Origin of the sequence: Rhodococcus jostii NBRC 16295, from assembly GCF_001894825.1 — a bacterium.
Taxonomy (GTDB): Bacteria; Actinomycetota; Actinomycetes; order Mycobacteriales; family Mycobacteriaceae; genus Rhodococcus_F; species Rhodococcus_F jostii.
In genome coordinates this window covers 1-20,513 of the sequence record NZ_BCWY01000127.1, presented here as the reverse complement: position 1 = coordinate 20,513, position 20,513 = coordinate 1, and the positions used below count along the sequence as shown (strand labels likewise).

Genomic DNA, 20,513 nt, shown 5'->3' with positions numbered 1-20,513 from the left:
TGTCTCATGATCAAAGTCTACAGACACGGGTGGTCCCCCTCTAGGTTCATCGTCAGCTTGCCATGTCGGTTGGTTGAGTCGGCCTTCATGCCAGACGATTCCGGCCGTTTTGGCAGTTGGTCGAGGATCCGCGAGGCATCGGTCATCGATTGCTCCGTTATGATGTGCTCGCTACCTGGATCAATCCGGAGATCGACGTCGGCTCCCGATGCCAGGAAGGCTCGTGCGGTCTGCTCCACCCTCCACCGAGGCACCCAGGGGTCGTCTTCGATGCTGCGCATGAGGATGGGCACACCCTTCAGGGGCTCATCAGTTGGGACCACCGCATCGCCTTGCCCCAAATAGCCTCCCGTGAAAAGGATCGCCGCGGCGTACGGCGTCGGTTCCGTCAGGAGAAACTGGGAAAGTAGACACGCACCCTGAGAGAACCCCCACAATACGATCCGTCCCGTCGAGAATCCTTCCGCTTCGATTGCTGCGACCTGTTTACGGAGTGCCTCGATAGCATTCGCCAGTGCTGGTTGGTTGTTCACCAGCGGTCCGAGGAACGGATGTGGATACCAGCTGTTCTCGTACGCCGAAGGAGCGTAGAAGCGAAGACCCGATGACTTCAACCTTGTGGACTGCTCTCGCATATACTCTGGAGTTTGTCCACGGCCATGGACCGCAAGCACGGCAGCTCGGGCAGAGTGGGTGTCGTTCCCCCACACAGTTGTCTCCCGACATAGGTGTGGGTTCTCGTTTTGCAACATTTCTCTTCCCTCAGTGTTGATCTCGAGCGGGGAGTGCCACCGTCATGTCGGCGGCACTCCCCCGGATACCCGTCCGATACAGAGATCAGATGTCGATCTCTTCGAGCTGACCGAGAAGCTCAGTGCGACGGTGCTCGAACTGCGGCGGCAGTTGGAACTTGGTGCCGAGCTCTTGGGGGGACTCGTCACAGTCCCAGCCTCCGTCCGCGTGAGTGACGGCGAGTTCGAACAAGGCACCGCCTGGTGTTCTGACGTACACCGACTTGAAGTACTTGCGGTCCTTCAACTCGCTGATATCGGTGTAGCCCGCTCCCTCGATCTCGAACTTGATTTCGTCCTGGTTCTTCAGGTTGTCCAGGTTCCACGCGAAGTGATGATAGGTGCCGGCACCGTACCTCCATGTGCCCTGATCATCCTTCCGATTGCCGATCAGCTCAATATGATTGCCGAAGCTCTCATCGCCGACCTGGAATATCGCCCGGTCACCGTCCTCACGGATCTTCCCCTGAGAGTAGAAGGTGTTCTGCGCGAAATCGACCATGCGCTCAGGTGTGGTGACGTGGATACCGACGCCATGAATACCATGAATGGCATATTCCGCCGGCACCCCGTAACCAGGGTGGCCTTCGCGCGGGTCATTGTCGTTGCTGACGAAGACGTACTCGATACCGGACGGGTGCCGGAAGGCAAGACGACGCCGGTCGAGAACCTCTACGTTCTCAACCACAACCTTGTGCTCGGTCAATCGTTGGTGCCAGAAGTCCAACGATCCTTCCGGAACAGATAGCAGAACTTCTCGTGCCTGGTTCGTACCGGGTTCTCCGACCAAACCTGCCTGTGCCCAGGGAAAGGTGGTAACCACGGAGGACGGGTCCCCATTCGCATTGCCGTAGTAGAGGTGGTAGATCGGAATCGAACCGTCGAACAAGACCGTTCGCTTGATGAATTGCATGCCCAATGTCTTGACATGGAAGTCCACGTCCTCCTGTGCGTGGCCGACGGACAGGGTCACGTGGTGGGAACCTTTTACGAATGCCATCTCATTCTCCTCGTGTAGGTGGGAAAATCCCTGATTCTCTGCGGGTGGGGAATTCACTGAATCCGAACACGGTTCAGTAGCTTTTATAGGACGGCCGGTTTCAGCGTTCGTCCCAACAAGGACAGCAGGGCCGATTCGATCGATTGATCGGATGCATCGTTGTCAGTCTGTGCGCGCCAGCACACAAATCCATCCGGTCGTACAAGCACGGCCCCCGATTCAGTAATTCCGTAGAGGGCGGTGAACTGCTCCCCAACATCGGGGCCCGTCTCGGTACCGTCGATCACATGAAGATCGAGTCGTATCCCAAGCTTCTGCGACATCCTGCGTGCGGGGATCGTCCACCGTGTCCCGCTGCTTCCGGTGAGAAGAACAGCATTTCTCCCGAACAAGTCGAGTATCGAGCACTCTTGTCCGTCGCGCGCGATCAGCTGGTGTGGGGCACGAGTTCCAGGCAGTCCCGCGGTTTCGCGCGGGTCGCTTTGAATCAAAAAATCCCCGTTTGAGCCGCTGACCACTGCCGAGGACCGGTACCGATACCCCAGATCAATGTGTGCGTCGTCTACCAGCTTTTCTATTCCCTTAGTTGCCAAGAACGGTGCTGCGCGCGTTACGTAGCGGGCATATGCCTGCTCGACCGTAAACTGCGCTACTGGCTTTCGTTCCACCTCGTAGGTAGAAAGCAGCTCGGGATCGGCGCAGCCATTGATTACGGCAGCAAGCTTCCATGCCAGGTTGTGAGCGTCGTGTATGCCAGTATTGCCACCGTAGCCACCATAGGGCGGCATCACGTGCGCAGCGTCGCCGACTAGGAAGACACGCCCCTTCCTGTAGCTGTCGGACACGTCGGCCCGCGCCTGCCAATGCATCACATCATCGATCGTCACGGGCAAATCCGGTACACCGAGTGCGGCGCGCACAAGTTCGACGCAACGCTCTTCCGTCAAGTTCTGCGACACATCACTGTTCGGATGCTTCGGGTCGCCGAGTCCATGGACGGCAAGAAACCCTGATTCGTACGGTTTCTGGATCCGAAAGAAGCCCTGAAGTGTGTCGTTGACGACCGTGATTACACCTAGATTGCGGCCCCGCATCAGCGGCTTCACATCGGCGTGAAAGTAGATAGTCACACTATTTGAGAAAGCGCCTCGGCCGGCCTGCCCGATTCCCAACTGCTCGCGAACCCAACTGCGCGCACCGTCAGACGCGACCATATATCGTGCACGTACGCTGGACTGTGCATCAGTGTCCCGATCCCGCACCACCGCGACGACGCCGTCATCGTCCTGCTCGAAACCTACAAGCTCCGTGCCAAACCGCGTTTCTGCACCAAGTTCGCGGGCCCGCTCCCCGAGGACCGGTTCGATCGCAATCTGTGAGGCGAAGAGCCGCTCCGATGGGCTTAGGTCCCGAACCCCATCGTTCAGTCTGGGAAGGTGCCAGGCGATCTCTTCGCCCGCTAGGCTTTCTACAGACATGATCGCGGCATCCTGATCGAACTGCTCACGCGATCTCGTCTCAATCTTCTCTTCCAACCCTATGCCTCGGTAGATCTCCATGGAGCGCTGCAAGATAAGCGCGGCACGCGGATGGATTGCACTGCCCCGGTGGCGCTCTACCACCAGCGATGGAATCCCGTGATGACCGAGAAGACAGGCGGTCGTCATGCCGACCAGGCTGCCGCCGACGATCAGAACCGGGACCTCGTTGTCAGTCATTGCTACCTCTTCTTCTTCCCTCTGGGCCCTCGCACGCCGTCGTAGGAGGCGAGTCCCGACTACCCGGATCGGGATGCCCCAGAAAAGTACATTCGGTGTTGCCTGCCTCACATCGGCGTAGGATGCACAAGTCCGTCCCATCCGTGCACAGTTGAACCGGCCACCCGGTTCGGGGCGGTGTTCTGAAGAGGAATCACAGATGCCAACAGGTCACACATCATCCGCAGGCAGTGCCACCACTGTCCACCACATCCATGACTGGCGAACCCTCCTGAGCAGGTCCTTCATGGAGTTCCACGTCGATGCCGCCGAGCCTGCAGCATTCCGCGGTTCAATACGCACACGCAGAATCGGCGGCATCGAGTTCATTGCGATGTCGACGGAGGGCCACGTTGCGCACCGCGGACCGGACAGCATCCAGGCAGGTGAACGACCCGACTACCTATTGTGTCTCCAGATCGAGGGTGTCGGTGAGTTCACCCAGTCCGAACGCACAGCCACGGTTCATCCGGGTGACATCACGCTCTTCGACACCACGGCCCCTACATCCGTCCTCAGCAGCGACAACTACCGCAGTCTGTGTGTGAAATTCCCTCAACGCCTCCTGGACGTTCCGCGAGAGCGCATGTCGGAGCTGACCGCAGTCCGACTCGCAGCAACCGAAGGGATCACGCCAGCCGCAGGAGCGGTCCTGAGAACCTTCGATCAAATCGCTGACAGCATTCCCAGCAGAAGTCGACACCTATTCGCACACAATGCTATTGGTATCGTATCCACTCTTTTTCAGAGTCAGATTCACGTAACGCGGCTCCGCCGAAGTAGCGATATCGCCCTCGAGCAAATGCAGGACTACATCGACGCTCAACTTTCTGATCCTGATCTAACCCCTGCCAGGGTCGCCGCCGCTCACTTCACTTCGCTTCGACGAGTCCACACCATATTCAGCGCCGCCGGACTTACCGTTGCCGGTTGGATTCACCATCGCCGACTCGAACAGTGCCGGCGCGATCTCTTGAACCCAACCATGAGGTCCGTTCCAGTAGCCGCGATCGGGCTACGGTGGGGGTTCAAGACCCCTTCACACTTCGGTAAGGCCTTCAAAGCGACGTTCGGTGTGACTCCCGGCGAGTACCGCAGCCAGGCGAGCGAAGACTAACGATGCACCGTTCCCTGCCCTGAACCTAGTACTCTCCAGTCCCGCGCCGGAGCCTCCGAGTCGATCGAGTACGCAGGCCTAAGCACCATCCAGGCAGACGGTTTCGCCGTTCCGTTGCTTGACCTGACGCCAGATGCGATTGCCTACCCGGTGGAAACCACGGACCGTGCGATCGATCCACCTCGCTGATTCTGACGGCGCGGGACGCCGCCCGGACACCGCGCCGAGCGGAGCCGCGGCAGGTCCCCGAAGCAGTGACAGGGAGAACCCACACAGATGGAGAAACTCAATGACAAAACGCATTCATAGCGGCCCAGGGCCCTCGAGCGAGCGATTGACGACAGGTCTGGTCTGGCGACTCAAATCCAGCTTCCTGAGCTACCTGGCCCGAACTCCTGGGGCGCAGACCTTGGTCAACGGCGGAGCTGGAACTACATCGACCGGAGACTTCTACTTCGAACTCGCAGACTCCTCGGCCTTCAACCGCAGTACCGGCCTCGGGACGTTGAAGTTCCGCGGTCAGGTCCGCTTCTCCGCACACCATGGGATGTTGTTCGTACTGATTGCCGATCCCTGGGTCACCTTCGGCGCGGACAGCACCATCATGAGTATCGTGGATGCGGAAGGCTATCCGGACACCCACCGTAGGATCCCACTTGTCACACTATGCAAAGTCGACGCCGTCGTCATCGGCGACACGGTTTCATGGACAACCGCACCAACTCACCTCGCCTCCGGTGCAGTTCACGTCTTCAATGATGTCTACCCAGTCGGCGAACCCTTCGGATCCATGGATATTCGCATGAACCTAGCCATCCCCGCGAAATGAGAAAGCTCACCTGCGGGCCTGCAGCTGTCCGCATATCGCTGCACCAAGCACTGCCACGTACCACCCCGCGTATGCCCCGGGTAAATGTCGGAAGCATGCAACCAGTCGACACTCCGACGACGGCACGGCCGGCACCACTAACTACATCCACCCTTCCGGTGAGATCGCAGGGACTGATCCGCGCGGCAGCACCCTAGGACGCCTGCGATGGCACTGGCATCCGACAACTGCCTGACCGTCCCGCGCGTCTGCAGTGGTCAGCCCACTCGTCGACGATCTGCCGTCGTCCATCATCATGGCGATGGCCCGACCCCACCGAAACACTCACGAAACCGCGAACTAGACACCCTGATAGGGATTTCGTGCCCACCTATCCCCGGAACCTAGCCAAACGAGCAGGACAATCCTGCTAGATCGATCAGCCGCTTCCCGTGCTGCGAGATGGGACATTGATTCTCATGAAGAAGTTGATCTCAGACCACTAGAGAAGGTCCCTCACCAAGTCGGTGTTCGCATTGTGAACCGCGCAGTCTGCATCCGTTGCCCGTCTAAGCGCGAAGCGTCGCACGATCGAACTTGCGCCGACTGACTGCCGCCACGGTCGCCACGGCGAGAGTGCAACCTGTGGCCTGCCTTTGTCGCATCGACGGACAACTTCGAACGAAAATACGGATCGCCAGGGCCAACCCCCGCACGCAACACCTCCCAGCACCGGAGCGACAGGTCACCATGCGCATTGCGGTATCCCATTCAACAACTACTGATGGACCTGCATTGTCGACCTTCGCATTCCAGCCCTCGGCGTGAACGGTGGTTCTCGTACCCATCGCGAACAGATCCACCCCGCACGAGGGAACCCCTCCATAACAACAGATTCCAACCCCCGAAGGATCAGGATGACAAACCTAGTAGAGGAGATGTCCCCTCCGCGCAAGTCCCCCAGTGCAGCGTCTGGCGCACGCCGCAACGACGAGTGCACGCTCTCTCTCATGATCAGCGCGAAGACGGTCATAGCAACCGGTGTGACTCGCCTGACGCTCGTGCACCCGGATGGGGAGGAGTTGCCCGAATGGTCGCCCGGAGCCCATATCGATCTGAAACTGGCGAATGATGTGGTTCGCCAGTACTCCCTATGTGGAGGCGTGACCGACCGATCTCAGTGGGAGATCTGCGTCCGCCAACTGCATGATGGGCGCGGGGGTTCAAACTTCATTCACAATCGCCTCTCGGCTGGCGACCTCGTCACTGTGACCGGACCTCGGAACCACTTCGAGCTCGTCAACGCCTCGAAGTACCTATTCATAGCCGGCGGCATCGGCATAACGCCTATGCTCCCAATGATAGAACAGACCGACGAACGTGAGGCCACGTGGTCCCTGGTCTACCTGGGCCGAAGCCTGAGCACGATGGCATTCGCCGAATCCCTTAAAGCCGCTTTCCCGAACAATGTTTCGGTTCACCCAAACGATCAGGACCAGCTGGCGGACATCTCGAGCCTTCTCGAAACCATCGAAGCTGACACCGCGGTCTACGTCTGTGGACCGGAATCATTGATGCGTGATCTCGAAGACGCCGCAGACTCTCGCGGCCTCGCATCAAATCTGCATACGGAACGATTCTCCGCAAATCCAACGGGTTCGGTAACCTGTGACCGGTCATTTGAAGTCGAATTCTCCTCGTCTGCGGTAACCGCGATTGTCAAGTCCGGCACGACCATCCTTGAGACCGCGCGTGCATTAGGGATCCCTGCATCCTTTTCGTGTTCAGAGGGCACCTGTGGGACCTGCGAAACAACCATCCTCGGGGGGAAGGCCGATCATCGGGACACCATCCTCAGCCGAGAGGAAAGAGAAGCAAACGAGACGATGATGATCTGCGTCAGCCGCGCAGCTGGCAATAGCTTGATCTTAGAGATGTAGCTATCGGACCTGTCCAAATAAGAACCCAGCTACGAAAAGCCATAGGAATGGAAATTCAATGAGCTCGACAAGCACCGCCGATAAACAGCCGAATTCCGATCCACGTGTATCGGACGAAGCCAGAGCATTCTCGTTCTTTCGCGGAGACTTTCAAGACAACCCTGGCGCATCCCTCGAGTGGGCGCGAAAAAAAGAACCGGCTTTCTATAATCCAGACTCTGACTATTGGGTCGTCACTCGGTACGAAGATGTGAAGAGCATCCACAACGATTTCAATTCCTACTCCGCGGCCAACACACTCGCACCGCTTACTCCCCTTTCAAGCGAAGCGATTGAAAAACTGCAAGAATACCAATTCGCACCGATCGCGGCACTCGTCGATGCGGACCCTCCTCTTCACCGAAAGATTCGACGGCTCAACGCACCCGTTTTCATGCCCGAAAACGTGAATCAATTAGAGGGCTACATCCGAGCGACCATCACTGAACACATCGATCGGTTTGTCGAATCTGGTCATGCTGACTTGATAGCAGATCTCTTGTGGGACGTTCCATGCCTCGTCGCTCTTCAGTTCCTCGGAATTCCAGAGGAGGACGTCGACACCGTAAGAAAGCTGGCAACATCCCTGACAGAGTTTGGGTGGGGCCAGCCCGATCACGATGATCAGGTTCGTGCCGCGGATCACATGGGCCAGTTCTGGGAAATGGGCGGACGAGTCATCGCAAAGCTGAAGGAGCTTCAGGATCCACCTGGGTGGCTCGGCCACACTATCAAGCTGCAACGCGAGCATCCAGACATCTTCACGGATTCATGGTTGCAGACGATCGTCATGGGCGGAACGGCCGCCGCTCACGAGACGACTACCAACGCGACTGCCAACGCCGTCGTGACGCTATTGAGGAATCGAGAACAGTGGCAACGGCTATGTGAGGATCCGGCACTAATTCCCGCCGCGATCGAAGAATGTCTGCGCCACAGCAGTTCTGTCACCGCTTGGCGCAGACTTGCCAAAGTAGATACCGAGGTCAGCGGTGTAACCATTCCGGCAGGATCGAAGATTCTCACTGTCATCGCGTCAGCACACTACGACACCGATGTGTTCGATCAGCCAGAGGTCTTCGATATTGACCGTGACAACGTGGCCTCTCATATCGCGTTCGGAAGTGGGAGTCATACCTGTCTGGGCAATCACCTTGCTCGGCTGGAGATGAGAGTCTTCCTCGAAGAGCTGACTCGTCGCCTGCCACATATGCAGCTCGACGATCAAGTCCTCAGGTACCTGCCCAATACCTCATTCCGCGGCCCGGAAGCCCTCCACGTCAGCTGGGACACATCCGGGAATCTCAGTAGCTGAGGTGAGGGTAGCGGTTGAACCGTGACGTCGCTCAGCGTCGCCTGATGTACGTGCTGGTTGTCGGCGACGACCAGCACGTACTACGGCTGCACGCGGTGCGATACCTACCTCGAACGAACGACGGCATCGAAGACCCCGGTAGCCTCCGCGGTCCGCGCAACATCGATGATTGGATCGGATCCGACGGTGGCGAATCAGACCGTGGATCTCCGCCGCTCGACTCGGATTGCGGTCCGCTTCCAACCGATGTGCTGATGCACCTCAAGGACGACAATTCTCCGACACCGGGGTGGGTATGGCGACCGCGCACCATCGCGACGGCACCTATTGATGTGTCGAGGTTCGACTTAACGAAGAACAGCTGCTAGTTCGGCGCGGTTGGTTGCACCGACCTTTCGCAGAACATTCGCTACATGAAATTTTACAGTGTGCTCACTGATAGTCAGGGCGGCGGCAATAGCCCGGTTGCGGGCACCTTCCGCCACCAACTTCATAACATCACGCTCACGATTGGTTAGTCCCCACTCCGGCTGAATTCCTTGGAAAGCTGCCGGCATATCGAGTGGCAGTCTCACGTCGATATTCGAGCCCCAGCCAGGTGTCCCACTGACCGTAAGTTTGCCGGCGAGCGCGTCAACACGAGCCGCGAGTTTATGCACGCTCTGTGTCTCGGAAGTCAAGTCGCCGGGACCGTCATCCCGAATGCCGATGAGCAAATTGGATCCGTCACAATCCCATTGAATCCGCACGCGCCCAACTCCATCTTGCTCGGCAAGAGTCAGCACTGCACTACGAACGATTGCACGGCCTGCATGTGCTATTTCTCCGGGCAGCGCACGTCCGTCGATGGGAGGTTCGACGAACTGAACATCGAGATCACCGAATTGAGTGAGCGGACGCAGGTCTCTTCGAAGCCGTTCGAAGGCACGCGCCACTGGCTCCTCGGAGAGGCTGCGGTCACGATCGGAAACTGACCTCAACTGCACCATCGCTGCTGAAGCAATATCCCGAGCAGACTGGCGAGCAATCGAATCCGTCGTGTCGCGGGAACGCAACACCGTCAGGATCAGCTCCAAAGTGGTCGAATGTGCATCCGTCAGTTCTGCTACTAACCTCGAGCGCTCAATATTCGCCATTCGCGAGTCACGCAGATGGTCAAGCGGTGCCGTTGCAACTTGCTGGCGGATACTAATGGCGACAAGCTCCCATAAGGCCGGCACGAGACGCCTTTTTGTGTCCATTGATATTGTTGCAGGGGCTGTTTCGACGGGATCGACGAGGACAAGGAGAGCATCGGTCGCCGCAAATATCGCCGCAACTCGATGATTTTCGTGGCCAATCACTGAAGTTGCGTCCCAGGCCGGGGCACCGGTCGCCATCACGAGCTGTCCGATCTTTTCCAGCTCGGCAATTTCGACTCTGTCGACGATCGATGGATCTCCAGTCCTCTTCAGCGGCTGGAGCGGGCAATCCTTGGTGAAGATCACCAAGGCGCTGTGCGAAATGATTGGTTTTAACAGCGACGAAAACGAGTTCGCGATATCAAGTGGGGAACGATAGAGCACCGTGGATAGTCCGTCGATCAAATCGACCGGAAAGGGCTTTGCTCGGTCTCGCATGACAGTCGCTACCTTCTTCGCGTCCGCCCGAGGGGTTGGGCCATCCTTCCGCAACGATGTCGAAGCCCTATCTACATACGGCGGCTTGCGACATCGAACACCGCGAATTGCCCTGCAGCGAAGGCGATCCGGACCGATGATCCACGTGCTAGTAGCGAGGCTGCTTGAACCTGGCGTCGCCTCTACCACGCCTCTCAGTGATTCAATCTTCAATCTTATCGCTCGATATTGACCTCCGGGGCTGAGGCGACTGTGATATACCTCACCCTCCAATCGTTGCCGAGGCACTGGTGATCACTCCATACCCAGCCACCCCGTTTCTGCGTCAAAGGCGCAGGTCAGGCCACAGCCCTGCACCGCGCGCGAGAGGGTGGGCGGCCAGCCCCGCACCGCCCACCCTCCGCCAGAGAAGAACTACGCCTGGAGGCCGGCCTCGATCTCGAGGGTGATGGTGATCTTGTCGCCGACGACGGCTCCGCCGCCTTCGAGGGGCATGTCGATGGTGATGCCGAAGTCCTTGCGGTTGAGGACGGTGGTGGCTTCGAAGCCGGCGACCGGTCCGTTGCCCATGCCGGGGTTGACGCCGCCGAATTCGAGGGCGAGCTCGACGGGGCGGGTGACACCGTGGAGGGTGAATTCGCCCTCGACCACGTAGTCGTCGCCCTTGGCGCGGACGGCGGTGGAGGTGAAGGTGGCGGTGGGGTACTGATCGGCGTCGAAGAAATCGGCCGACTTGATGTGGGCGTCGCGGTCGGTGTTCTTGGTGTCGATGGACGCGACCTGGATGTCGGCGGTGACGGTGGCGGTGCCGTCCTCGGCGACGGTGATCGCGCCGGTGAAGTCGTTGAACGTGCCGCGGACCTTGCTGACCATCAGGTGGCGGACGGAGAAGCCGACGGTGGAGTGGACCGAGTCGATGGTCCAAGTTCCGGCGGTGAGGTTGGGCAGGCTGGCGGTGGCGGTGGTCATGAGACTCCTCGGAGAACGGACTTGGATATCGCGTTCGTCCCAATATAATTGAACGCTCAACTACTACGATAGTTGAGCACGCGGGTTGAGTCAACGAGCACTTGCGTTGCTGTACCGCGACTCTCGCGCCGAACTCCCGCGAGTTGGAGGTGCCACGCCTTCTCTTGCGTGTTCGAACACCGAAGAATTCGAGTCCGTTTAACACTGACGTCTCCCGCCATGGTTGTCAGTGGTACTGCTCTCCCATCTGTTCGAATCGAGCCGCAAAAAACTGCAGTCGGCGGCGCGAGTCAGCCCAACCGACCATCAGTCCAGCCCAGCGCGGGGCCGAGGAACTTAACGTCGACGTCGTGACTATCCACCTGCACTCCAAGAGTGCGAAGGTCAGAGCCCGACGTACCCGCGAGACGAGACGGGATCGCCTGACAGCCAGGGCCAGGCTAAAGCGGCCCGATGACTGCACACCCCAGCTGGCATGGGGCGCTCGATCATCGTGACGATTTCAGCTGGGCCACTCAACGCCGCAGGCACAGACCCTACGTCCGTTCCATACTCGAGATCCCACGACGATCGTCAGCACCTGACGCGAAACTCCCCGTCATCCATCAGGGTCCTCAATCTCAAGGTGCCACTGGCGGTAAGCGTCATCACCCGCGGGTACAGAACGATTGGACGGCGCGCGCGACCACCTGTGCAGAATATGGGCTCCGCAACCTCAGGATGATCGGCACCGTCAGGTCGTCCGCCCCAACCAGTCCTGCGGTGATACGGTCGCGACCCTCACACCCGATACCACGTGGTCTCGGCTCGGTCGCAGCGCCGATCGTTCCCTCCGCTATTGCCGCACTTACGACTTCAGCATCAAGCTCTTGTCTGAATCTATAGTTCGATCATGAACATTTGCGTCTTCCTTTCCTCTGCCGACCTCGACGAGCGCTACATACAGCCTGCCGCCGAGTTCGCAGAACTTATCGGCAAGAGCGGCCACACCCTCGTATGGGGAGGATCCGATACCGGCCTGATGAAAGTTGTCGCGGACGGAGTACAACAGTCAGGAGGGCGACTCGTCGGGGTCTCGGTCGACTTTCTCCGGCAGTTCGCCCGGCAGGACGCCGACGAGATGGTGATCGCCAAGGATCTCGCCGAACGCAAGGCACTGTTGCTCGCCAGAGCGGATGCGTTCGTGGTGATGGTCGGCGGCATGGGCACGCTGGACGAGGCCACTGAACTCCTGGAGTTGAGGAAGCACGGACTGCTCGACAAACCAGTGGTGCTCCTGAACACGGCGGGCTTCTACGATGGGCTGATACTCCAACTCCAACGGATGGAGGAGGAAGGGTTCCTGCCGGTCCCCCTAGCGACCCTGATCTTCCGAGCCAACGACGGCGCAGACGCACTCGCCCACCTGGCGGAGTACGGCGAGACCCGGTAAAGACAACCTGCCAGCCTGACCGTGGTCTAGGGCGCTTCGCGCCATCCAGGACCACGACAAGGACAACGCCGAAAGGGAGAGCGCCCCTACTTGGACATCACCCCGAATGGCGCGAACCCATCTGTGCGCAGCTTCCGACCAACATCAGGCCTACGGGGATTCCGTCTAGGGCATCACCTTGCACAGTGCGTCCAGTGCGCCCGCCCATGCACTGTCCGAGGGAGCCGCGTAGTTGACCACCAGCGCATCCTGCTCGGGTAATTGCCAGCCGGAATCCTCCGCTTCGTAGCGGAACTGCGCGATGCCGCTGATCGCCAGGCCCTGCTCGGCCGCCGCCTGGACGACTGAGTGTTCAGTCCCGCGCGGGAGTTCGAGGACCGCCTGCAGGCCTGCGGCCATGCCGGTCACACGAACATCGGGTGCCCGAGTAGCCAAGGCCTCGACGAGTTGGTCACGGCGGCGCCGGTAGCGCACCCGCATCGCGCGAACATGACGGTCATACGCGCCCGACGCGATGAACTCGGCGAGCGTCAACTGCTCGAGCGCACTCGACATGTAGTCTCCGTGCCCCTTGGCTGTCCTGATCTCCGGAACGACGTCCCTCGGCAACACCATCCACCCGAGCCGCAGCCCCGGCGCCAGCGACTTACTCACCGAGCCGAAGTACACGACCCGCTCGGGGTCGAGGCCTTGCAGGGCACCGACCGGCTGACGGTCGTATCGGAACTCCCCGTCGTAGTCGTCCTCCAGGATCAATGCGCCGGTGGTGCGCGCCCAGTCAATAGCCGCCGTGCGTCGGCCCGGGCTCAGCGCGACCCCCGTCGGATACTGATGCGCCGGTGTCAGCAGAACCGCACCAACTCCGCGCAATCGTGCTAACTCGTCTGTACGGGCTCCATATTCATCGACAGAGAGGGGCGGGGTACGCAGACCTGCACTAGTGAGTAGGTCTCGATAGAGGTCGAGGCCGTACGACTCGACGGCCACTACCTGCACTCGCCTCGCTCTGAGTGTCTGTGCCATCAGTGTCAGACCGTGGTGGAAACCGGAACAGATGACGATCCGCTCCGGCTCGGCGTACACCCCACGGGCCCGCGCCAGGTACTCCGCCAAGGCGACGCGCAGCTCGACCCGGCCGAGGGCATCTCCGTAGCCGAATGCGTCGTGCGGTGCCACCGTCAGTGCGCGGCGGGCCGCGGTGAGCCACTGCAGGCGCGGAAAGTCCGTAAGATCCGGGGAGCCCGGTAGCAGCCCGTAGGTCGCACGACGCTGCGTCGGCTTCGTACGGGCCGTGCGCGGCGCGGCCCGCATCGCCACCCATGTCCCGGAACCCTGCTGCGCGGTGAGCCAACCCTCGGCTACCAGCTCGGCGTAAGACTCGGTCACGGTGTTTCGTGAGATACCAAGATCGGCAGCGAGCGAACGGGACGCCGGCAGCCGAGTACCAGGCACCAGACGTCCCTCGCGCACAGCCTCCCGCAGGGCGTCCGTCAACCCAGCGCGCAGCCCGGATCCCTTCAAGTCCAGATGCAGGTCAGCACCGAATCCGACCTGCACTCCGGCCCCACAATTGGTACGAGATTTTGACATAGAAATGGACCCTACTCCGGTACCACTCGGCGCGTAGCGTTGCGCGTATGACAACGAACCACACCGAACAAAGCAAGGAACTCCTCCCAGAGCACGCACCACGCCTGGACTGGGCACAGCTCGCCCCCGAGGCGTACAAAGCCATGCTCCGTCTCGACACGGCCGCCAGGCAGGGCGTCGATCCGACATTGCTCAACCTGGTCAAGATCCGCGCCTCCCAGATCAACCACTGCGCATTCTGCCTGGACATGCACAGTAAGGATGCGCTGGCTGCCGGCGAGTCGGCGGAGCGGATAATCCAGCTCAACGCATGGACCGAGTCGAAGCACTACTACACAGCAAAGGAAATCGCGGCGATCGAACTGACCGAGGCAATCACCGTCCTCACAGACGGATTCGTTCCAGACGAGGTGTATGCAAAGGCCGCAGACGAATTCGACGAGACCGAACTCGCCCGACTCATCGTCGCCATCGCGACGATCAACACATGGAACCGCTTCGGCGTGTCCACCCGAATGGTCCCAGGCCACTAAGCACGTGGTCGGGGTTCCTCTCGAACCTGCACGTCGCCCGCTCACCCGCATGTGGACAATCGAACTTGCCGCACTGGGCATACGAGTCAACATGCCTGTTCCAGGGCCCACCGATTCTCCTGGCCTCGCCGGGCCGGCAGGCCGCCTCCAGTAACTCATCGCGAGAGGTTTCGGCTCTGCTCGCGCAAGAGACGAGTCATGTTCCCTTGGCCGACCGGGCAGACCCTCCGAACTCGCCGATGCGGTGTTGTTCTCGCCTGTGAGTAGGCGGCGTTCATCACTGGCAGCGAGTTGTTCGTCGACGGCGGCGAGTCGAAGATCCGAGGGAGCATGCGCTGGGCTCGACGCCCGCGCGTCGGTGTCACAGACCCGGCCCCTATTCGGTCTTCATTACTGACAGGGTTGGATCCACACACCCTGGAGAATTGAACGAAGGAGCCTCAGACGGAGTGCTCGTTCCACCGAATAGTCAAGTCATAATTTGACGTCCAGGCAACACAGTCAGGTGTAATCATGAGGATTTTTCTTGCAGGCGCATCCGGCGTTATCGGGCAGCGTCTGATACCGCGTTTAATTCAGGCCGGACACACAGTCGGCGGCATGACCCGCTCGCCGAGCAAAACCGAGGTGCTCGAGCACCTTGGCGCCGAACCGATCCTGTGTGACGTCTTCGACCGGGAGGAACTCTTCCAGGCTGTTCACCACTTCGCACCAGACGTAATACTGAGCGAACTGACCGATCTACCGGACGACGCGACGCAGATCAGCAAGCTCACAGACCTGAACGCGCGCATCCGAACCGAGGGAACGCGTAACCTGGTAGAGGCCTCGCGGCGGAGCGGATCACCGAAAATCCTGGCTCAAAGCGTCGCCTGGCAACTACCCGACGGACCTGATGCCCTAGCTGTCGCAGACCTCGAGCGTTCGGTGCTCGACCAGGGCGGCGTGGTGTTGCGCTATGGACAATTCTACGGGCCCGGCACCTATAACGAGCAACAACAACCCGAGGAACCTCGGATTCACATTGACTGCGCTGCCGATCGAACAGTGGATGCACTGAGCGAACCTACAGGCATCGTCGTAATCACAGACTGAGTGCGACCGCGCTTCGGAAGCCGTTTGGGTCGTCGAGAATCCGGCTGACAAGGAGACGCAGCACGAACAGATACGAAATATGCTCTGGCCGAGAGATCTCCATGGCGGCTGGAAAACTGCTTCACCGCAATGGCAGGGATTTCGTCGACCCCAGTTGTTCAAGATCGACACGAAGTCACTCCTCCTCTAGCCCAAAGAGATTGGATGCCTCTGTCAACAATTGCCCAAACCCATCCTGGCCGTATGTATGACTCGAGTCGCTCACCGAAATCTGCTTGCTCATCAATCATTTAGATACGGACCCAGCGAGCAGAATCCCGACGACAACCTTCTGACCGACAAGATCAGATATCTGCTGCCCGCCGTATCCGCACTCATGCAATAGGGGAACAATCCTTACAAGCCGAAGAGGGCGGTCTGCTGCACCTGACGGAATAAGGTGCCGCCGGGCCGGTCGTCATCGCACCGCACATCGGGTCGGAAATACGGGACCTCGAACATGCGCTTTCGCGACAAAGCGGTGACCAGCATAACTGCTGACCTCTCATACGCCCTTTCATACAGCAATCACTCTTCGACGACCACGCCTTCGCGGCTGGCCCGCTCCGGAAGGTCCTCAATGTCACCATTCCAAGCACCTATTGAGGCGACGCCTTCACATCTGCCTCGCCACATTTTACCCGCCGGCTTGGCGTTGACGGGTTGCGCGATCACGTTCACAAGCTTGTATCTAGCGGCCGGCGCATTGACCCCGCTACTGGTGCTCTACAAAGAGCAATGGAACTTTCCCGCAGCGCTTCTGACATTGGCGTTCGCTGTCTACGCGATTGGCTTCCTCGCCGCCATCCTCACGCTGGGGTCCCTCTCGGACCATGTCGGCCGACGCCCCGTTCTGGTCGGAGCCCTCATCCTTCAGCTCGTGTCGAACGTCATGTTCTTACTCGCCCCCGATATCGGATGGGTGGTCACCGGCCGAATCGTCCAGGGCGTTGCCACCGGCGCGGCAACGACTGCTTTCACCGCGGCGCTCATCGAGCTCGCCCCTCCGAACCGGAAGCGACTGGGCACGATCCTCGGAAGCGTCGGCCTAACTGGCGGTCTCGGTCTCGGATCCTTGCTTGCTGGCCTCGCGATCCAGCTCACGACAACGGCGAACTCGATCATCTTCATCGCCCTCGCCATCATCACGATCCTCGGGATCGTCGTCATCGTCCTGTCACCGGAGAGCGTGTCCCGCACCCCCGGCGCACTCCGCTCACTCATCCCCAGCGTCGCGATCCCGTTCGCTGCCCGAAGGGAGTTCGCCGCGGCAGCGCCCGTGATCGCCTCAATCTGGATGCTGGCAGGCCTCTCAGGCGGGCTCGCCCCGAGCATGGTTCGCAGCGTCTTCCATTTGGACAGCGGGCTGTTCAACGGCCTATCCGGATTCGTCTCGCCGGCAACATCGGCTGTCATAGGACTGGTGTTCGCCAGACTCGACCCCCGGCGCGCAATGACCCTTGGCATCTACGCGTCCCTCATCGGGGCCATCGGCATTATAGATGGCGCACTTACCGGAAGCCTAGCAATCATGATCAGCGGACAGGCCATTGCCGGCGTCGGATTCGGTGCATCCTTCACCGCATCACTGCGCCTCATCCTCCCGCTCGCGGTAGAGCATCAGCGTGCGGGGGTCGTCGCCGCAATCTACGTCGTCTCCTACATCGCGTTCGGCGTGCCCATTATCATCGCCGGAGAACTGGCAGACGCACACGGCCTGGCGCCAACCGTCGTCTGGTACAGCGCGGGAACCATACTCCTAGCGCTCATCAGCCTCGGAGCGCAGCAGCTACTCGGGCGAAACACGCGAAACGCCATCGGATCTGCTGCGAGCTCGGATCCCCGATCGGATGGCGCAAGTATGGCGGAGCGAGACGATATACAGCCCGTACCCGCGACACCGCCTACTGGGATTCGATGACTGATCGAATGCCTTCAGCATGGACGGACATCACTGAGGATGGCGAGCCTGGCATCAGCACTCAACCCGCTCTCGTCAAACTCTCCGAGTCAGACCCACGACTCCGACAAGGCGCGTTTAGGTACCCGCCGGTCGCCCAGGTAATTCCCCCACTCAACCAGGTGTGCCCGCGAGGACGCACGGCAACAATGAGAGCCGCGCCCCGTCGGCGGACAGCGACCGGTCGATACCGAATCCCACTGGCCGACGCCGACGCATCCAACAACACCGAACTGACCTCAACGGCCACCACGTCTCGCCACCGCAGTTATCCACATCCGGGCGGACTCAGCACGGCCCACCGGTTGAATCTCCGGCTCGACGGCTCCCTCGACCTCGGCGCAGCACGCGCATGCCTGACCGGAGCCGACCGCATCGGACACCCCTCGCCACAGCTGTGGGAAACACCCACCACAATCCGACAAACCCTCAACAACGCGGCCACAGGCGACGGTGACATCTATGACGCCCGCGCCCACGCCAGCCAATTCGCCGTCACCGCCGCCACCTTCTGCGCTACCGCCGCCGGGGGCCGATCCGTCCAACGCGGTGAACCCACCGAGAGAATGGTCCGGGAAGCCGCCTTCAGCATGGTCTGCACCAGCACCCCGGAAATCAAGTCCCGCATGCTGACCGCACGCTCTCCCTAGTGGGACCGCCGGACCGAGACGCATGACGGCAAACCCAGACCCCGACTTCGCGCACCCTCAGTCCCATCGCATGCCTTCCCGTCTCGCTCCACCGGAACCGGCGATCAGACGGACCGACCTGTCCCTCTGATCAGTCAGCAGAACAGCGCCCGAACCAGAAGAATCGTCGGCCAGGTCGCCGCCCACCGTGATGCACGGTGCATCACCCACCCCCCCCGCCGTGAGTCCCACCTACCCCGGGACGACCACTTCGCGGTAAGGCGACTTGGCGAGTCTCGGCCAGTTTCCCTTGCGCCCTCGAACCATGCGTGGAGCACCGCGCTCAGGGATGGTTCGAGAGCGGCTCAGCTACACGGCTCGCAGCGGAGGCAGGATTCAGCAAAAACCAGCGGGTCGTATCCCGGAATGCCAAGTCTCGACCCGACGGGATACGGCCCGCACCCTCCACGTTAAACCGCCTCCGGACTGACCTCAATGGCCAGTTGGGGGCGGCTTTTTGTCGTTTAGGGGGACCTTCACCGCACCCGGCGGCGTGGCCTCGAAGGAGGACCGACGATCGTCGGCGGAATTCGGGCGGAGCTTCCGACAACAGCAACCCGACAGCACCTGTAGCTATCAGCTACACTTGTAGCAACTAGCTACAACACCGGGGAGTGAAGTGATGCACAGCACTGGAGACAAGGTCACCCGCCTGGCAGCCGACCTGGTGGCCAGCGCCATGGCCGAGGGAGAACGGCAACACCGCACCGGACGCCAACAACTCGAACACTGGGCCCGAGTGGGCCGTGCGGTATCGAGCCGGCAGACCGCGGCCCGGCGCCGAGTAGAAGACGCTCTAGCCGGCCAGTTGCCGATCGGTGAACTCGGACCCGAAGAAGGCACAGTGTTCAACGCCGAGATCAACGCGGCGATCGAGGAACAACTGGCCACCACCGACTACGGCGCTACGCTCGCGGCCCAGGGAATCACCACGGTCGCGCTGTCCGAGGACGGTCAGATCATCGAGTACCGTCCCGACGGCACGCGCACAGTCCTGCCCGAATGAAACGACTCGACCTGGTAGTCGGCTGCAACGGCGCCGGCAAATCCACCTTCGTGGCCCTCACCCTCGCCCCCCTGCTGCCGGCCAGCCCGCTCGTCAATGCCGACGAAATCGCCACACAACGATGGCCTGCGAATCCGGCTCCACACGCCTACAAGGCCGGGAGATCGCCGCGAAGACCCGATCACACCTGCTGACCCTGGGGAAATCGTTCATCGCCGAGACGGTATTCTCCCATCCGTCGAAGCTGGAGCTGATCAACGAAGCACGCACACACGACTACACCGTCGTCTTACATGTGGTGATGATTCCCGAGGAACTAGCGGTCCAGCGTGTGCGCTACCGGGTGCGAGCCGGCGGACACGATGTGCCCGAAGACAAGATCCGCCAGCGATACCACAGATTGTGGGGTCTCGTCGCCCAGGCATTCCCACGTTGTGATCACGTAACCGTGTACGACAACAGCTCGAGCAACGGCCCGCGCATCGTCGCCCAGTTCACCGACGGACACCTCGTCGGCGAAGCCACCTGGCCCGCGTGGACACCCGTAGAACTGACATCGCACACCAGCCGCGGCGAGCACCCATAGGTGCGGTAAACAGCCTGGCGGATCCGAACACCCAGAACATGAGGAACCAACAGGCACGGCCACCGACCACGACGCACCGAAAGTCACCGACTCCGACGAGACGGACACCTCCCTCGAACAGCTCACCGCACCCCTCGTGAGGTCACCTACTGACCGGAGTCATCACCACCGTAGTGTCACTGACCGCCAGCCCGGTGTCTCACCATCGGGCTGGCAGCCGACGTTCCG

At 60.4% G+C, this 20,513-nt stretch carries 16 protein-coding genes and 2 pseudogenes; 12 read left to right on the top strand and 6 right to left on the bottom strand.

Annotation, left to right across the window (positions count from 1 at the left end; translation table 11 throughout):
- Positions 1–17: 17 nt before the first annotated feature.
- From RJ1_RS41015 to RJ1_RS41005, 3 genes are all read right to left on the bottom strand, one after another.
- On the bottom strand, positions 18–635 hold the full coding sequence (locus RJ1_RS41015; RefSeq protein WP_073369625.1) for an alpha/beta hydrolase: 618 nt from the start codon (positions 633–635) through the stop codon (positions 18–20).
- 202 nt (positions 636–837) lie between these two features.
- Complete coding sequence (locus RJ1_RS41010) at positions 838–1,791, bottom strand: VOC family protein (RefSeq protein WP_073369623.1); 954 nt, start codon at positions 1,789–1,791, stop codon at positions 838–840.
- Positions 1,792–1,874: 83 nt separating this feature from the next.
- Complete coding sequence (locus RJ1_RS41005) at positions 1,875–3,509, bottom strand: FAD-dependent monooxygenase (protein WP_073369621.1); 1,635 nt, start codon at positions 3,507–3,509, stop codon at positions 1,875–1,877.
- Between the two features lie 199 nt (positions 3,510–3,708).
- Here RJ1_RS41005 and RJ1_RS41000 point away from each other — a divergent pair, with 199 nt between their 5' ends.
- The 4 genes from RJ1_RS41000 (at position 3,709) to RJ1_RS40985 (ending at position 8,767) form a co-directional block, all read left to right on the top strand.
- A complete protein-coding gene (locus tag RJ1_RS41000; RefSeq protein WP_073369620.1) occupies positions 3,709–4,665 on the top strand; it encodes an AraC-like ligand-binding domain-containing protein in 957 nt (318 codons plus the stop codon).
- 289 nt (positions 4,666–4,954) lie between these two features.
- Positions 4,955–5,494 carry an HtaA domain-containing protein gene (locus tag RJ1_RS40995; RefSeq protein WP_162850405.1) on the top strand — a complete coding sequence of 180 codons (540 nt, stop codon included), beginning with the start codon at positions 4,955–4,957 and terminating at the stop codon, positions 5,492–5,494.
- A 989-nt stretch (positions 5,495–6,483) separates the two neighbouring features.
- The gene (locus RJ1_RS40990) at positions 6,484–7,413 is read left to right on the top strand and encodes a PDR/VanB family oxidoreductase (RefSeq protein ID WP_073369616.1); all 930 of its coding nucleotides are present in this window, start codon (positions 6,484–6,486) and stop codon (positions 7,411–7,413) included.
- A gap of 58 nt (positions 7,414–7,471) precedes the next feature.
- Positions 7,472–8,767, top strand: a complete 1,296-nt coding sequence (locus RJ1_RS40985) for a cytochrome P450 (protein WP_073369614.1) — start codon at positions 7,472–7,474, stop codon at positions 8,765–8,767.
- Positions 8,768–9,114: 347 nt separating this feature from the next.
- On the opposite strand, the gene RJ1_RS40980 is transcribed toward RJ1_RS40985, so the two are convergent.
- Both RJ1_RS40980 and RJ1_RS40975 read right to left on the bottom strand, forming a co-directional pair.
- Positions 9,115–10,386: a LuxR C-terminal-related transcriptional regulator gene (locus RJ1_RS40980; protein ID WP_073369612.1), complete on the bottom strand. Its 1,272-nt coding sequence runs from the start codon at positions 10,384–10,386 to the stop codon at positions 9,115–9,117.
- Positions 10,387–10,800: 414 nt separating this feature from the next.
- Positions 10,801–11,355: a YceI family protein gene (locus RJ1_RS40975; RefSeq protein ID WP_073369610.1), complete on the bottom strand. Its 555-nt coding sequence runs from the start codon at positions 11,353–11,355 to the stop codon at positions 10,801–10,803.
- A gap of 892 nt (positions 11,356–12,247) precedes the next feature.
- Between RJ1_RS40975 and RJ1_RS40970 the strand changes: the two genes are divergently transcribed.
- The gene (locus RJ1_RS40970) at positions 12,248–12,787 is read left to right on the top strand and encodes an LOG family protein (RefSeq protein ID WP_073369609.1); all 540 of its coding nucleotides are present in this window, start codon (positions 12,248–12,250) and stop codon (positions 12,785–12,787) included.
- 165 nt (positions 12,788–12,952) lie between these two features.
- Here the strand turns inward: RJ1_RS40970 and pdxR are convergent, their stop codons facing one another.
- On the bottom strand, positions 12,953–14,377 hold the full coding sequence (pdxR, locus tag RJ1_RS40965) for a MocR-like pyridoxine biosynthesis transcription factor PdxR (protein ID WP_073369607.1): 1,425 nt from the start codon (positions 14,375–14,377) through the stop codon (positions 12,953–12,955).
- A 47-nt stretch (positions 14,378–14,424) separates the two neighbouring features.
- On the opposite strand from pdxR, the gene RJ1_RS40960 reads away from it, so the two are divergent.
- The 7 genes and pseudogenes from RJ1_RS40960 to RJ1_RS49130 all read left to right on the top strand — a co-directional run.
- A complete protein-coding gene (locus RJ1_RS40960; protein ID WP_073369605.1) occupies positions 14,425–14,910 on the top strand; it encodes a carboxymuconolactone decarboxylase family protein in 486 nt (161 codons plus the stop codon).
- Between the two features lie 513 nt (positions 14,911–15,423).
- Positions 15,424–16,005 carry an NAD-dependent epimerase/dehydratase family protein gene (locus tag RJ1_RS40955; protein ID WP_073369603.1) on the top strand — a complete coding sequence of 194 codons (582 nt, stop codon included), beginning with the start codon at positions 15,424–15,426 and terminating at the stop codon, positions 16,003–16,005.
- 688 nt (positions 16,006–16,693) lie between these two features.
- A complete protein-coding gene (locus tag RJ1_RS40950; RefSeq protein WP_255284954.1) occupies positions 16,694–17,965 on the top strand; it encodes an MFS transporter in 1,272 nt (423 codons plus the stop codon).
- Positions 17,966–18,153: 188 nt separating this feature from the next.
- Positions 18,154–18,654: a hypothetical protein gene (locus RJ1_RS40945; RefSeq protein WP_073369602.1), complete on the top strand. Its 501-nt coding sequence runs from the start codon at positions 18,154–18,156 to the stop codon at positions 18,652–18,654.
- A 661-nt stretch (positions 18,655–19,315) separates the two neighbouring features.
- Complete coding sequence (locus RJ1_RS40940) at positions 19,316–19,699, top strand: TA system antitoxin ParD family protein (protein WP_073369600.1); 384 nt, start codon at positions 19,316–19,318, stop codon at positions 19,697–19,699.
- A pseudogene (locus tag RJ1_RS40935) lies at positions 19,696–20,285 on the top strand (ATPase). The gene RJ1_RS40940 and the pseudogene RJ1_RS40935 overlap by 4 nt, the downstream one beginning before the upstream one ends.
- Positions 20,286–20,343: 58 nt before the next feature.
- Positions 20,344–20,415: pseudogene (locus RJ1_RS49130) on the top strand (dUTPase); the annotation flags it as partial.
- Positions 20,416–20,513 lie beyond the last annotated feature (98 nt).